Here is a 14684-nt window from a genome sequence, read left to right as displayed (position 1 = left end):
CGGCCTCCTGGATAGATCAGTTGATGACCAACCTATCGCGATTTTTCTCCAGCAACGCCTTGCCGATCCCCTTCACTTCCAACAACTCATCCACCGCCGTGAACGGACCATTGCTGTCGCGATAGGCGATGATCGCCTTGGCTTTAGCGGCACCGATACCGAAGAGGTCACGGCGCAGGGTTTCGGCGTCGGCGGCGTTCAGGTTGACCTTGGCAGATTGCTCGCCCTGGGTCATCTGGGCGGTGATCGGGGTTTGGGCTTCGGGTTTGATGGACGGGGCTGCGTTGGTGGCGACGGAGAGGCTGGTGAGGAAGGCGAAGATTAGGGAGGTGAGGTAGGTGTTTTGCATTGGTGACGCTCCATGACATCGTTGAGAGAAAAGCAGCTTTTCCGAAGCTGCTTTTCAAACTTAGGTGATATCAGGCAACTGTCAAAAACGTGTCCATTACAGGATGTGAAGCAGTCGCCTGCCTATCAAGTTATTGAACTTACACCAAGTAACATTCCATCCTCCTTACGTTATGCAATGCTACGCTCCAACTCACCGGCTCGAAATTTGATTGCCAGTAAAACCAGTGGAACATAAGCCACTGTCAATACCGTCGCACCATCCAAATCGTAGATCAGCAGGCACAATGCCGCAGGCAGTAGCCACAAAATGTTGATTGCTCCTACCGCCAGGGTAACAGGCAAATGTGCGCCTAATCGGCGTGATGCGAACTGGTATGCATGGCTACGGTGGGCTTCGTAGACCTTATCTCCTCGTACCAAACGGCGTAACAACGTGAACGTGGCATCGACAATGAACACGCCCAGGAGTATCAGCCAGGCCCAAAAAAACGTGGGCGAGATCCAAGCCGCCTGGAGTGATAGAACGCCTAATGCCATGCCAAGAAATCCACTTCCGGCATCGCCCATGAATATTTTGGCTGGCGGAAAATTCCAAAGTAAAAAACCTGCGACACAACTCGCCAAGGCAACTAATGACCAACCTTGCGCTGGCGTGCCGTTGACCCAGTATAAGAGACAACCACACAGGCAAACTGTCATCGCTTCCACGCCGGCGATACCATCAATGCCATCCATAAAATTATAAAGGTTAAGCATCCACACTAAATAAACGACAGCGAAAACGTACCCAACCCAACGGATATCAATGTTAAAGCCGTACAGACTTATGGCTGGCACCCCTCCGAACCACACCACTGCCCATATCGCCGACGCGAAGTGCGCCAACAATCGCCAGCGTGCGGCTATATGCCCATGGTCATCCAAGAAACCCACAACGGCAGTCAACACCCCTGCTCCGGTTAATGCGTAAAACACCGTAGAGGGAATTAGCCCTCCGGCGTACATGCCGACCAACGCCACGATATAGCTCAATACAATAGCAACGCCCCCACCGCGAGGCGTAGGGATGGAGTGCGAGCTGCGACCATTGGGAATATCGAGCATCTTTCGCGACAACGCATAACGACGCAGGGCAGCAGTCAGAAAAAAGGAAAGTCCGGTCAATGCCGGAATCAGCCACCAATAGTTCATTATCCGAACAACTCCAAAAACAAAAATTCTTATTGGTACTGATATCTCGGCCTGATACAGGCCCCAGAAAATGGCAATTCAATTACTGTGTCGTTCAAAAGCCGTCAGCATTTTCCTGACGGCGTCTGTGAATCAGATCGACAATCTGGCACTCGGGAACGTAGCCACTCACCGTAGCGCCGAGCAATTTGCGCAGTTGGACATAATCATCCGCGTTGACCGCATCCAGTAATGCCGAAATGGCCAGTTTGAATGGTTCCCATGGCAGGTGCTCCTCGTCGGCACGCATGATCATCGAGTGCTCGGTCGGCGATACGTTGTCCCCAATCAGCAATTCTTCATAGAGCTTTTCACCACGACGCAGCCCGGTGAACTCAATCGCGATGTCCCCGCTGGGCCTCTCGTGAGTGCGCAAGGACAGACCCGACAGGTGCACCATCTTTTCGGCCAAATCGGCAATTTTCACCGGCTGCCCCATATCGAGCACAAACACATCGCCGCCCTGCCCCATGGAGCCAGCTTGAATGACCAGTTGTGCAGCTTCAGGGATGGTCATGAAATAGCGGGTCATGTTCGGATGGGTCACCGTAATAGGGCCACCATTCTTTATTTGTTCCCGAAACAACGGAATGACTGAGCCAGACGAGCCCAATACATTGCCGAAGCGCACCATGGTGAAACGTGTCTTGTTGGTGCACGGTTGCATATCAGGCTCACCGAACAGCAACGGCTGGGGCTCTCGACTCAACGCCTGCAAAGTCATCTCAGCCAGTCGTTTGGTACACCCCATGATGTTGGTAGGTCGCACCGCCTTGTCGGTGGAGATCAGTACAAAGTGCTCCACACCTGCTTTCACGGCAGCCTGGGCGGTGAGCAACGTCCCCAGGACGTTATTCAACACCCCCTCAGCAACGTTATGTTCGACGATGGGCACGTGCTTATAGGCTGCTGCGTGATAAACCGTATTAACCTTCCAGGTACGCATCACATCCAGCAGACGCTCACTGTTGCGAATCGAACCCAGGATCGGCACCAGCTCCAAGTCCAACCCTTCATCCTGGATCAGCTTCTCCAGTTCGGTCTGGATGCTGTAGAGATTGAATTCGCTGTGTTCGAACAGGATCAGCACCGTCGGCTGACTGGTGAGGATCTGCCTGCATAATTCCGAGCCAATGGAGCCGCCGGCCCCCGTCACAAGGACAACATGATCACGGATGCAGCGCTCGAATAGAGCCTGCTGCGCCGCAACGGGATCGCGACCGAGCAGATCGACAATATCAACTTCCTGCAGATCACTGACACTGACACGACCATTGGCCAGGTCCATGAACCCCGGAATCGTGCGCACGTGGACGGGATAACACTCAAGTGCAGCCAACATCTCACGGCGTCGAGCACGCGAGGCAGAAGGGATGGCCAGCAGAACTTCGGTTGCGCCAGTCTCCGCGATCATCTGCTCAATATCAGAAGAAGGGTAAACCTTGAGGCCGGCGATGACCCGGCGCGCAATACTTGCGTCGTCGTCAATGATAGCAACCGGCCGCATCGATTTGTCCGACCGCAGCGCCGCGACCAACTGATTACCTGCCGCGCCCCCGCCATAAACAGCGACCTTGGTGGCGTCATCGTCCTGGCGTAGAAACGGCACATGCTGACCGGCGAGGAACCAGTCACCAAGGAAATACTGACGCATGAACAACCGTAACCCGCCGATCATCAGCAGACTCAGCCACCAGAAGTTGATGATCAACGAACGTGGGACCAATACGTTAGGGCGGTACAAATAGACGTAAACCGTTAACACCAGCGCCGACAACGCCACGGCTTTGAAGATACTGACCAACGCTTCATTACCGAAATAACGCATCACCGCTCGGTAAAGGCCAAATCGGATAAAAATAGGCACAGAAATAATCGGTGCAGCGATGAATAACCATGCGTAATCACCAAACGGGTTGATCGGTTGCTCAATCCCCAGTCTCACGACAAAAGAGAGCCACAATGCCAACCAGACCAACACCACATCGACCATCAACTGCAAGATACGCTTGTAGCTACGCGGCAAATTTAATAAACGCTCACGCATTGTCCGAGCTTCCTGCGCTCGACTTTCGAATTGCCCACCGCCCTTCCCTTCCACGCTCAATGCTCCAGAAAGTCTTTTGCCGTTTTTTCAAGAGCCCCGTCGACGCTGATCACAGGAGTCCACTCAAGTAGTGTCTTGGTTTTTTTGATGTCGACCTGAAGCGACTCACACAAACGTTGAGATACTGCTTTTTTTCCAAGTATTTGCGCAAAGACGCTCAACAGCCACATGGGCAATGGCAACAGACGTGCCGGCTGACCCAGTGCCCGCGCCATCCGCCGTAGCAGTTCACTCGTAGACAGGTCTTCATCGTCGCTCACCAGAAACACCTGATTCGCAGCGCAAGGATGGTGTATGCAGGTCACTATCAGGTCGACCAGATTGTCCAATGCCACCAGACTTCGTTTGTTGGTAATCGTACCCAGCGGCAAAGGCGCGCCACGATTGAGCCAAGCCATCATGCTACGAAAGTTGGCTTTCACCCCTGGGCCGTACACCAGCACCGGACGAATAATCACGACTTCCATCTGCATTTCAGCTGCGAGCTTCAGCAATGCTTGTTCCGCTTCCAACTTGGAGATGCCATATGGATCTGCTGGAGCGGGCAGGTCATCCGCAGAGAAAGGGTGGCCCGGCACAGTCCCCTCACCGTTTACCTTGATTGAGCTCAGATAGATGAAACGGCGAACACCGGACTCCGCCGCTTGTTCTGCCAAGCGTAATGTCCCCCGCACATTCACGTGCCGGAAGGCCTCCAAGGGATCGGCTTCACGCTCGTCCATGACATGGACTCGAGCGGCACAGTGGATGATCACGTCGACCCCTTCAAGGGCCGGCTGCCAGTCGTTATGCGGTTCAAGTCCCTGGACCTGGCAGACTTCCAGACCCGCGAATGGCGATAACGGCAGCCGCCGATAGACCGAACGCACCGCGTACCCGGGATCATCCAGCAGACGAGCCTGAACCGCAGCCCCGACAAAGCCACTGGCTCCGGTCAGAAGAACACGTGTCATAACGATCTCAAGCCTTTTTCCACACCGTACGATTGATGTAATCGGTGTAACTCAGCACAACACGAACCACCTGCAATGAAACCGGACCACCTTGATAATCCGCAACCACTGGCACCTTGCGCTGCTCGCGCGCGTGCTGACTGGTTACCACTCGAACCGCATCCATTACGGACTCGCGCTTGAGGCCGCTCATGATCAATGTCCCCTCGTCCATACCTTCGGGGCGCTCGTGGGCGTTGCGCAAGGTCACCGCCGGCAGGCTCAACAGCGAAGCCTCTTCGGTAATGGTGCCGCTGTCGGACAGCACGCAAAACGCTGACATCTGCAGCTTGATGTAATCCAACAGGCCGAACGGTTTGACGAAGCGGATCAGCGGATGGTCAAGAGACTCGCCCAACGCTTCAAGACGCTTGCGCGTACGAGGGTGCGTCGAGACGATCAGAGGGAAACCATAGTGGTCCGCCAGGGAGCGCAGCGTATTCAGCAAATCACGCAGGTTATCCGGCGTGTCGACGTTCTCCTCGCGGTGGGCGCTGACAATGAAGAACTTATCCTGCTCCAGACCACTGCGCGCCAACACATCGGACTGCTCGATCTTGGGCATGTAATACTCAAGAACTTCCTGCATGTGCGAGCCTGTCTTGATGATCGTTTCTGGACGAATGCCCTCGGCGATCAGATAACGACGAGCATGCTCGGTCAAGACCATGTTGATGTCACTGAGGTGGTCCAGTACTTTGCGGTTAAGTTCCTCAGGCACCCGCTGATCGAAGCAGCGGTTTCCGGCCTCCATATGGAATACCGGAATTTTGCGACGTTTGGCAGCGATCACTGCAAGACATGTATTGGTGTCGCCGTACAGCAGCAACGCGTCAGGCTGTTCCAACTCGAAGAGTTCATCGGACTTGGCAATGACTTCGGCGATGGTTTTCGCGGCGGTATCGCCGGCCGCACCGAGGAAGTGGTCAGGCTTGCGAATTTCCAGATCGTCGAAGAACACCTGATTGAGTTCGTAATCGTAGTTCTGACCCGAGTGCACCAGGACATGATTGACCTGACGATCCAGTTCGGCGATGACCCGGCTCATTTTGATCAGCTCGGGACGCGTGCCGACGAGTGTCATGACCTTAAGCATCGAGTTGCTCCTTGATGTAATCAAGCTTGAGTAGCAATGCCTTGATACCAGGTACATCCAGACGCTCTGTATTGTGGGAAGTGTAATCATCCAGATCGGAGATAAGCTGCTCACCCTCAACGAAGTACTTTTTGTAATTCAAGTCACGGTTATCTGCTGGAATACGGTAATAACGGCCCATATCCTCGGCCTTGGCCATTTCCTCCCTAGACACCAGGGACTCATAGAGTTTCTCGCCGTGGCGAGTACCGATCACCTTGACAGCATTGCTCTTGGCGAACAGCTGCTTCAGCGCCTCAGCCAGGTCACCGACAGTGGAGGCCGGGGCTTTCTGGACGAACAAATCGCCCTGCTGGCCGTGCTCGAAAGCGTGCAGGACCAGGTCGACCGAGTCTTCAAGTGACATCAGGAAACGTGTCATTTCAGGGTCAGTAACGGTGAGCACTTCACCTTTGCGCAGTTGATCGACAAACAAGGGAATGACCGAGCCACGCGAAGCCATGACGTTGCCATAACGTGTTGCACAAATAACCGGCCCCTTGACCGGAATCATGCGCGACTTGGCAACCATTAACTTCTCGGCCATCGCCTTGGAAATGCCCATCGCATTGATCGGATAAACAGCCTTGTCGGTGCTTAATACAACGACTCGCTGCACGCCCGTCGCAATAGCGGCATTCAGCACGTTTTCGGTGCCCAGTACGTTAGTGCGCACCGCTTCCATAGGATAGAACTCGCAGGAGGGTACCTGCTTCAGCGCAGCGGCATGGAAGATGTAATCGACACCGACCATTGCCTGGGAAAGACTGTCGTAGTCACGCACATCACCGATGTAGAACTTGACCTTGTCGTTGGCCAAGGCGATACGCATGTCTTCCTGCTTTTTCTCATCACGACTGAAGATGCGAATCTCGCGCACAGCGGTATTGAGAAAACGCTTGAGGACCGTATGGCCGAAGGAACCGGTGCCACCGGTGATCATCAATACCTTGTCGTCGAACATGTAAACCTTCCGAATTCGTTAGCGAGTGGCGTGCATCAGCTCAATGAGCTGTCGCCAGGCTGGTGCTTTGTATCCAGTTGCCTGGGTGAAGCGCTCACTGTTGAGCGAGCGATCGATGACTAATGCGGCATCAGGGCGGATCTCGATTGACTTGCCATATTGGTTGGCAATCAACGTCAACAAGTCGAGCTTGGCAATTGGATCTGCGGACACATGATACAGACCATTGAGCTCCGGGTGCGGAATGACGAAGTCTTTCATGACGCGGGCCAATTCAACGGTGGGCAGGCCAGAGAAAATGGCCTTGGAAAAACCGCGTGTGCTGCCCTGTTGTGACAGGAACCAGTCCACCAGGGAGTGACTGGAATTCAACTCATGCCCGATGATGGAGGTTCGTAGGGTGACCGCATTGGGCACGTCATGAAGTTCGCCGATGTACTTGGACTTCCCATACAGATCACTGGCATCTGACACATCGCTTTCCAGGTAACCGCCTTTTTTACCCGAGAAGACGCAGTCAGTACTGATCTGAATCAGGCGCGCGTTGCTCAGGGCGCACAATCGCGCTAACCGATGCGGCAACAGGGAGTTGACCGGCAATGCGGTCAATGGGTCGTTGGCATCGGCCAATTGCTTGATCAGACCTACACAATTGATCACGACGTCAGGGCGAACCCGGGCTAGCACCGCAACAAGCGAGTCCTGATCCAATACATCGACGCCCGACAGGAGACGCTCGTGGTTGGCGGCAGCGAAGTGTCGCAGTCCGGCAGCGCTTCGCAACGTTCCCCACCCCTCATGTTCCGAGTCGGAACTGAAAGCCTTGAAGACCGCACTGCCGAGCATGCCGGTAACGCCAAGAACAAGAACACGTGCCATGAATCATGAACCTTCTATATTTTCAGATCTGGAAAAGACGAGAAAAAACCCCATCAATAAATAACAGAATAAAGACGTTCAAAAAAGGAAAACGAACAGTCTACAACTTTGCATGGAAACACTTTACATACTGAAGACTTACATGACCTGAATTGAGTTTGCTTCACACCGACACATCAATCCCTCATGCGCTTATACAGTATTACAGCCACTTGAAATAACGCCCCAACAACTAACACGCATTCAATCCGTTCGCAGATGACGCTCTCTGACTTCGAGCAGATCAATGTGTGCGCCTTGAACGTTATCAAACGCTTGCGCACGTTGACATGGTTGCGTCGCCCTTTAGCGCTGCAACAGCCCGACCAAGCGGCTCACTTGGCTGTCCATGTCAAAATTGGCATCGAAGTACGCCCGCCCGGCTTCGCCCATTGCCGCTCGCTCTTGCGTGTCCATAGCCTTCAGGAGCCGAATATTGGCCACCAGAGGAGGAACTTGCTCAGCAGGCGAAGTCAGGCCTGCGCCTGCTTCATCGATCACGCGCGCGCCTTCGCCGTTCATCGAAGCGATGATCGGCCGTCCCGCTGCAAGATACGCCTGAATTTTGCTCGGAATAGTTTGGGCAAAAACTTCCTCATCAGTCAGCGAAACCAACAACGCCGATGATCGTTTGAAAATCGCGCTCATCGCCTCTACCGGAAAGCGCCCCGGCAGCACCAGATTGTCCAGCTCAAGGGCCAACTTCTGCGATTTGAGCCAGTCCAGACGACTCCCGCTGCCAACCAGCACAATGCGAATCTGCGCGTCATCACGCAGCTTTAATGCTGCCTCGACCAGTGTATCGAGGGCTTGAGCGGTGCCCAGATTGCCCGCAAACACTACGCAAAAATGTTGCGTGAGCACTGCATCCAGCTCAGGCGGAACAACAAACGGCGACTGCGCCCCCCGCGTGTCCATTGAGTTAGGGTAATACTGGATTTTTTCGCGTGCCGCGTACCGGGCAACCGGCTCTACAAATGCGTGCGACTGCACCAGCAGCGTGTCGCAATGGCGATAGATGACCTTGACCGCCTCACCCACCAGCCTCAACACATACCGGTTATGAATGAATCCGGTGGCAGAGAGACTTTCCGGCCACAAATCCTGCACCCACAAAGCAAGCTTGGCCTTCTTCAGCCACTTCAACGGAATCGCGGGAACAGCCTGCAGGATTGGCGAAGGGGCAAAGACCAGAATCGCGTCGAACTCTCGTTTACGCAGCATCCACGGTAAAAAAAGCAGGCCGGCGAAGACGAACGACAGGTAGTTGAAAATCAGGTTCTTCGCGCCCCCTTCCCCTCTTGGCCAGAGCGGAACGCGCAGCACATCGATCTTCCCAAGGTAGCGCTCGCGTTGGGTGCCCTTGGCGCTATAGCCCTCAAATATTTTGCCATCCGGGTAATTGGGCTTGCCGGTAGCCACAACCACCTCATGGCCCTGCTCATCAAGGGTACGCACGATGTCGTTGATGATGAAGCTTTCGGGCCAAAAGTATTGCGAGACAACGAGAATCTTCATAGGGAATCGGGGTACTCAATCATTGATTCGAGCGAGGTATTCTGCCTGGCAAGGTGGCTGGCCAAGATCGGCCAGCCCCCTGCGCACGCTTGAGCAAATTCAGATGCCTTTGACCAGACCAGTGATTATCCCTGGTGAACATCCTGGGATGTCACACCGCAGACATCCTGATAAATCTGGTACATAAGCCGTGCATTCACTTCGATGGCGAAATTATCCTCAGCCCACCGGCGAGCCTGGCGGCCAAGGGTCAAACGAAACTTGTCGTCCCCTGCCAGTCGTTGCAAGGCATTAGCGAGTAATTCTGGATCAGAGCGGGGTATGGCCAACCCCGTCACCTCATGAATTATCGCGTCCGGTACGGGGTTCGCCACGGCAACCACGCTTGGAATTGAGTAGAACGCCGCCTCGAACACCGGCCGGCCCGCCGCATCAAGATGGGAAGGGAAGCACAGAATATCGAGCTGCGGATACAACTGCCGGACATCGTCTACAAAACCCATCAGGCGCACATGGCTTTGCAGGTCATGCTTTACGATGAAACATTCGAGATCGCTACGTACGTCGTGTGCAAATCCAAGCTTGCGCAGCACCCAAGCCTTGGGCCCGGAAAGATCCCGTGCATTCTCACCAGCAATCCAGCATTCGATCCGAACCTGACGGTCCCTGAGGACGCGCATGGCTTCCACAAGCTCATAAACCCCTTTCAGAGGAATGAGCCCACCCACGAACCCGACTCGTACAGGCTTATCCCTATCCCGTGGCGACCCTTCATTCAGCGGACCATCAATACTCAGGCCATTATGCACAATGCGCAGAGGCAAATCGTTTGAAAGGGTAGCAGCTACCGTATGGTCGATAGGCACGACCGCATCGGCAAAACGCTGCAATACCGCACTCACAAGCCTTGTACGCACACCCTGACGGGGAGGACGCTGCAGAGACCGCACATGCACCACCATCGGTATGCGCAATAATAACTTCGCTAGTATCCCCAAGGGCAGCAACGTCACTTCGTTCAGATGCAACACGTCAAAGCGCTCATGCCGCAAGCGCCAAAGGGCGATCAGGGAAAAGGGCAGCAGGAACAACTCGCGCAGCAGAATGATCCATCGCAAGCGTCGATAATAGCCATAACGGGTGTTGTCGAACTGACTCAACCCCTTGACCGCCCTGACATCCATTCCCGCCTGAATAAAAGCCTGGCAGACGGTACCGGAGGGGCTTAACACCGTGCCCTTCACACCGTAGGCGCGCAGACACCCGAACAACTCGATCAGACTCTTGGATGCGCCACCGAATGCCGCTGCCGGGTGGAGGAACAAGACTCGCACCCGAACTACCTCTGGCCTGAAACGAGGCGAAGTGACTGAACAACCCGGCCTGCTGCCTGACCGTCACCATAAGGCTCGCCATCTGCCGTGCCCGGCAGATAATCCTGTTCAAATGCACTGAAAAAATCGTCGCTCAGTGGCGAAGCAAGGCGGTTCCAGCCCATATCGATCAATTCCAGCCACTCGGTCTCATCCCTCAGCGTGAGGCAGGGAACCCGATGAAAATACGCCTCTTTTTGCACGCCGCCGGAATCAGTGACAATCAGTGAGGCGTGCTTCTCAAGCATGACCATGTCGATATACCCGAGCGGTTCCACTATCAGGATATTCGCAGGCATGACTATCCCTTGATCAGCGAGGCGATTACGGGTCCGCGGATGCAAGGGCAGGACGACTTTCAGCGGGGACCGGGACAAGCCATCAAAGATGCGCTGCAGACGCAGTGGATCGTCGGTATTTTCCTGCCGATGCACGGTCGCCAACCAATACGCTTTTGGGGCCAGTGACAACGTCTGAAGAATCTTGCTGGTCTCGTCGGCTCTTGCCCCAAAGTATAAGGCTGCATCAAACATCACGTCACCCACGTTGATGACGTGCGAACCGGTGATACCTTCTTGCGCCAGGTTCTGGATACCCTGCTGATTCGGGGTCAACAGCAAATCGCTGAGGTGATCAGTCAACTTGCGGTTGATTTCTTCAGGCATGGCCCGGTTGAAGGAACGAAGCCCCGCTTCGACATGAACAATGGGTACGTGCAACTTGGCGGCCGCCAGCGCGCCAGCCAAGGTGGAGTCCGTGTCCCCGTAGACCAGCACCGCATCCGGACACTCCTTGATCAGTACAGCCTCAATGGCTTCAATCATGCGCCCCGTGTTCTGGCCGTGGCTCCCGCCTCCCACCCCGAGACTGTAGGCGGGTTTAGGGATCTCCAGTTCTTGAAAAAAAACATCCGACATATTCGCGTCGAAATGTTGTCCGGTATGGATCATGACTTCAACGCAGTCGCCTTGCTCTACCATTGCACGAGAGACAGTAGCGGCCTTGATGAACTGAGGACGGGCACCGACAACGGTAACAATTTTCATAAATTCACTCATAAATGACGGTGTTCAGAGCAGCCGTGTGATTTCCGAGAGCAGAACCTTTCCATCATGCTCGTAATTGAGTTCACTGGCCGCGCGATGCGACGCTTGCTTGAATTCAGCGATATCTTCAGCGCTGAGCGCATTCATGGAGGCGGCCAGCGCTTGGGCGGTAAAAGAGTCAGCAACCACACCACAGCGATACTTGTTCAGCAGCGTAGCCATTTCAGTCGAAGGGCCGATGGCAACCCCGAGACGGGCCTGCACAAACTCAAAGAACTTGTTGGGCAACGCATGCTCATGGTTGAAGTTGACCGGTGGGAGCAGATAGACGCCCATGTCATATCCATTGAGCGCCTGGCATATCTGCGGCATCGGTACGGGCTCGATAAACCTGATCCGCACGTCTGCGCTGGCAGCCTGGCGCAGCTCCTTCATGTAAGCCGCATCCGACTCCATCAGCATGAAATCCAGACTGAAGCGCTGATCCAGGTACTGCATCATCTCGATCATGACGCCCAGGTGACGAGACCGAATGGCGGCGCCATGGTGGATCAGACGAACCTGGTGTTCATTGACAGGCGATGGCGCCAGTTTCTGATCGAGTGGCGCGTTATGAACAACCACCGGTTGAACCCCATAGACACGCCCATATTCGTCGGCAATGCCCTGGCAAACAGTAACCATGCCCGCGGCCAACGGCAGGTAGCGCTGGCACAACGTATGGTTGTAACGACCGAACAGCAACCGCCACGCCCATTTATCGTCGAATTCCCGAGGCGAGTACTCGTGCGCATCCACCAGCACTGGCGTAGCACCCGCCAACTTCAACGCCAGCGGCGCACTAGAAAGATCATTGGCAATGATAAGGTCAAAACTGTCGGCGCTCAGCAGAGCCTGGGCGCTGCGGACCTGTTGCTGATTCCAGTAGTAGTTTTCAAACGCACCGGCCAGCAGCTTGGCCGCCCAAAACAGCTTCTTCGGCAGACTCGCGGGTGATTTCTCAAGGTTTACGAAACGTATATTCGCATCAGGCTTTTGGCCATAGCCGGCCACAGTCACCTGGTAATCAGATTCGAGCAAGCGAACCTGCCGCATGACCCGAGGATCGCTATGAATAACGGAAAAAGAAATTATCAGTATGCTTTTCAAAGTAAAACCTTGACTCAATATCAAGCAATAAAATGACTATGCCAGCGACAGAAGTTAATCCAGCGCCAGACCTGCCAGGTAAAAGGCTTTTTGCCCGCCATGATCAACTCAAACTCACGCAACGCTTCTGCCTGGTCGAAAAACGGCAACTGCAGATCAACTCGCAGCCAACTGCGAATCGTATCCACCATCGATGTCAGCCAAACCTGTTCAGGAGTGGCAAAGCCGATCTTGTCGCGGCGATCCAGGACGTCATCGGGCACGATACCGCGCATGGCAGCACGAAACACGGACTTCGTCTCGCCCTTCGGCGAGATCAGGTAGGACTCTGGCAACGACAGCAACAGATTCACCATATCCAGCGTCAGGAAAGGTACCCGGCTTTCAACCGAAAAACGCATCGAGTTGCGGTCGCCATGACGCAGCAGCGCGGGCAACCCACGGCGAGTCAACGAAAGTGCCAGCTCGGCAACCACACGGCGACCCGACTCGGTCACGTCAGAGCGCTGCAACGGAAAACGCTGAACAATGCCGCGCTCGGCAAGCGGCTCACTTTTGATCCAGGCGGGTAACGCGTTCATACCATTCAATGAGCGCAGCGCCTGGTTCAACGTGCCCTGGGTCATTTCAGCCACGCATCGCTTGGCCCCACCCATCCGGCTGCGACCTGGCCACTTGGACCACTCATCAAGAAAGCTCCAGGCTTCGCCCAGTTTTCCTTTCTCGATCAGGCTTCGCAGACGCTGTCCTGGATAACCGCTGTAGCCGGCCATCATCTCATCAGCGCCCTGACCGTCCAGGGTGACGGTAACGCCCTGCTCTTTCGCCAGCTGAAACACCCGATACTGGGCGTAAATACTGGTGCTGCCGAAAGGCTCGCCTTGAGCCAGGATCATGGAATCGAGGTCGCGCGCGAGTTCATCGGCGCTGACCACCATTTTGTGGGGAACCGCGCCCACATGGTCATTGACTCGATCGACCCATACCTCTTCGCTTACATCACTGCCCCGCGCAATGTAGCTGAAGGTATTGATCGGCAGGTCCGGCTCGACATGACGCATGGCACACACCACAGCAGAGGAGTCGATGCCGCCGGACAACGCCGCGCCGACCGCAACATCACTGCGCAGGTGCAAGCGGATGCTTTGCAGAAAGGTTTCTCGGACACGCTCCGTGGCATCCGCGAAGCTCAGGTCGCTGCGCTCTTTGATCGAGGGGGCCCACCAACGTAGCGGGTCGCTGAGCGCGCCAGTCTTGAGGTCAACCGTGAGCACATGCCCTGGCAACAGGTTCAACACCCCCTCAAAAAAGGTGCCGGGACCACTTTCATAATCGCCGTGAACCAGATAATCGTAGGCACGCTGCCAGTCCAGAGTCGCCTTTTCGCGCTTCAACGCTTTGATCGCCGCCACTTCCGAGGCGAACAGGAACGCACCTTGTTCTTGAGTATAAAAGAAGGGTTTGATGCCAAACGCGTCACGCACGCACGTCAGCGTCGCCGCTACCCGGTCAAACACCGCAAAAGCGAACATGCCGGTCAGGCGTGGCAGACACGCTCTGCCCCACTGCTTCCATGCGGCCAACAGCACTTCGGTATCAGAGTCAGAAACAAAGGGGTGCCCGAGCGAGCGGAGTTCTTCACGCAGCTCGCGGTAGTTGTAGATCTCACCATTGAAAACGATCGATAGCGTCCCCTCAGAGGAATGCATCGGCTGATGCCCGGCCGATGACAAATCAATGACCGACAGACGTGTATGCCCCAGGCCGACGACGGCGTTAGCCGCCTCGAACAGCTCGTATCCCCGGTCATCCGGACCTCGTAGGCGCATGGCATCAAGCGCCCTGGCCAGGCTGTCATCCACCAAGGATGACCGTGTCGGCCACCATCCCCCTGCAATACC

Annotated in this window: 12 protein-coding genes; all 12 read right to left on the bottom strand. The window is 55.1% G+C overall.

The window, feature by feature from the left end; all coding sequences use genetic code 11:
- Positions 1 to 16: 16 nt before the first annotated feature.
- Positions 17 to 349, bottom strand: coding sequence for a helix-hairpin-helix domain-containing protein (locus tag NIBR502773_RS23770; RefSeq protein ID WP_141157095.1), 333 nt, complete (start codon positions 347 to 349; stop codon positions 17 to 19).
- Between the two features lie 170 nt (positions 350 to 519).
- Complete coding sequence (locus tag NIBR502773_RS23765; RefSeq protein WP_141157094.1) at positions 520 to 1542, bottom strand: glycosyltransferase family 4 protein; 1023 nt, start codon at positions 1540 to 1542, stop codon at positions 520 to 522.
- A gap of 94 nt (positions 1543 to 1636) precedes the next feature.
- Positions 1637 to 3628 (bottom strand): nucleoside-diphosphate sugar epimerase/dehydratase, encoded by a 1992-nt coding sequence (locus NIBR502773_RS23760; protein ID WP_141157093.1) that lies wholly within the window; start codon positions 3626 to 3628, stop codon positions 1637 to 1639.
- A 56-nt stretch (positions 3629 to 3684) separates the two neighbouring features.
- The gene (locus tag NIBR502773_RS23755) at positions 3685 to 4641 is read right to left on the bottom strand and encodes an SDR family oxidoreductase (protein WP_141157092.1); all 957 of its coding nucleotides are present in this window, start codon (positions 4639 to 4641) and stop codon (positions 3685 to 3687) included.
- A gap of 7 nt (positions 4642 to 4648) precedes the next feature.
- The gene (gene wecB / locus NIBR502773_RS23750) at positions 4649 to 5776 is read right to left on the bottom strand and encodes a non-hydrolyzing UDP-N-acetylglucosamine 2-epimerase (protein ID WP_141157091.1); all 1128 of its coding nucleotides are present in this window, start codon (positions 5774 to 5776) and stop codon (positions 4649 to 4651) included.
- Entirely contained in the window at positions 5769 to 6779 is a 1011-nt protein-coding gene (locus NIBR502773_RS23745; RefSeq protein ID WP_141157090.1) for a polysaccharide biosynthesis protein, read from the bottom strand. Before NIBR502773_RS23745 ends, wecB (NIBR502773_RS23750) begins: the two co-directional genes overlap by 8 nt.
- Positions 6780 to 6797: 18 nt before the next feature.
- Entirely contained in the window at positions 6798 to 7658 is an 861-nt protein-coding gene (locus NIBR502773_RS23740; protein WP_141157089.1) for an SDR family oxidoreductase, read from the bottom strand.
- 345 nt (positions 7659 to 8003) lie between these two features.
- On the bottom strand, positions 8004 to 9215 hold the full coding sequence (locus NIBR502773_RS23735; RefSeq protein WP_141157088.1) for a glycosyltransferase family 4 protein: 1212 nt from the start codon (positions 9213 to 9215) through the stop codon (positions 8004 to 8006).
- Between the two features lie 125 nt (positions 9216 to 9340).
- Positions 9341 to 10549: a glycosyltransferase family 4 protein gene (locus NIBR502773_RS23730; protein ID WP_141157087.1), complete on the bottom strand. Its 1209-nt coding sequence runs from the start codon at positions 10547 to 10549 to the stop codon at positions 9341 to 9343.
- 5 nt (positions 10550 to 10554) lie between these two features.
- Positions 10555 to 11634 (bottom strand): non-hydrolyzing UDP-N-acetylglucosamine 2-epimerase, encoded by a 1080-nt coding sequence (gene wecB, locus NIBR502773_RS23725; RefSeq protein ID WP_141157086.1) that lies wholly within the window; start codon positions 11632 to 11634, stop codon positions 10555 to 10557.
- A gap of 24 nt (positions 11635 to 11658) precedes the next feature.
- Positions 11659 to 12783, bottom strand: coding sequence for a glycosyltransferase (locus NIBR502773_RS23720; RefSeq protein ID WP_141157085.1), 1125 nt, complete (start codon positions 12781 to 12783; stop codon positions 11659 to 11661).
- Positions 12784 to 12803: 20 nt separating this feature from the next.
- Positions 12804 to 14645, bottom strand: a complete 1842-nt coding sequence (asnB, locus tag NIBR502773_RS23715) for an asparagine synthase (glutamine-hydrolyzing) (protein WP_257228059.1) — start codon at positions 14643 to 14645, stop codon at positions 12804 to 12806.
- Positions 14646 to 14684: the final 39 nt, after the last annotated feature.

This window comes from Pseudomonas sp. NIBRBAC000502773 (assembly GCF_006517195.1).
Taxonomy (GTDB): Bacteria; Pseudomonadota; Gammaproteobacteria; order Pseudomonadales; family Pseudomonadaceae; genus Aquipseudomonas; species Aquipseudomonas marginalis.
The sequence above is the reverse complement of the archived record's forward strand: the minus strand, read 5'-3'. Positions and strand labels throughout refer to the sequence as shown.

Coding starts and splice junctions, on each gene's coding strand:
- NIBR502773_RS23735 (WP_141157088.1), bottom strand. CDS start 9,215: ATGAAGATTCTCGTTGTCTCGCAATACTTTTGGCCCGAAAGCTTCATC.
- wecB (WP_141157091.1), bottom strand. CDS start 5,776: ATGCTTAAGGTCATGACACTCGTCGGCACGCGTCCCGAGCTGATCAAA.
- NIBR502773_RS23740 (WP_141157089.1), bottom strand. CDS start 7,658: ATGGCACGTGTTCTTGTTCTTGGCGTTACCGGCATGCTCGGCAGTGCG.
- NIBR502773_RS23760 (WP_141157093.1), bottom strand. CDS start 3,628: ATGCGTGAGCGTTTATTAAATTTGCCGCGTAGCTACAAGCGTATCTTG.
- NIBR502773_RS23755 (WP_141157092.1), bottom strand. CDS start 4,641: ATGACACGTGTTCTTCTGACCGGAGCCAGTGGCTTTGTCGGGGCTGCG.
- NIBR502773_RS23765 (WP_141157094.1), bottom strand. CDS start 1,542: ATGAACTATTGGTGGCTGATTCCGGCATTGACCGGACTTTCCTTTTTT.
- wecB (WP_141157086.1), bottom strand. CDS start 11,634: ATGAAAATTGTTACCGTTGTCGGTGCCCGTCCTCAGTTCATCAAGGCC.
- NIBR502773_RS23745 (WP_141157090.1), bottom strand. CDS start 6,779: ATGTTCGACGACAAGGTATTGATGATCACCGGTGGCACCGGTTCCTTC.
- NIBR502773_RS23770 (WP_141157095.1), bottom strand. CDS start 349: ATGCAAAACACCTACCTCACCTCCCTAATCTTCGCCTTCCTCACCAGC.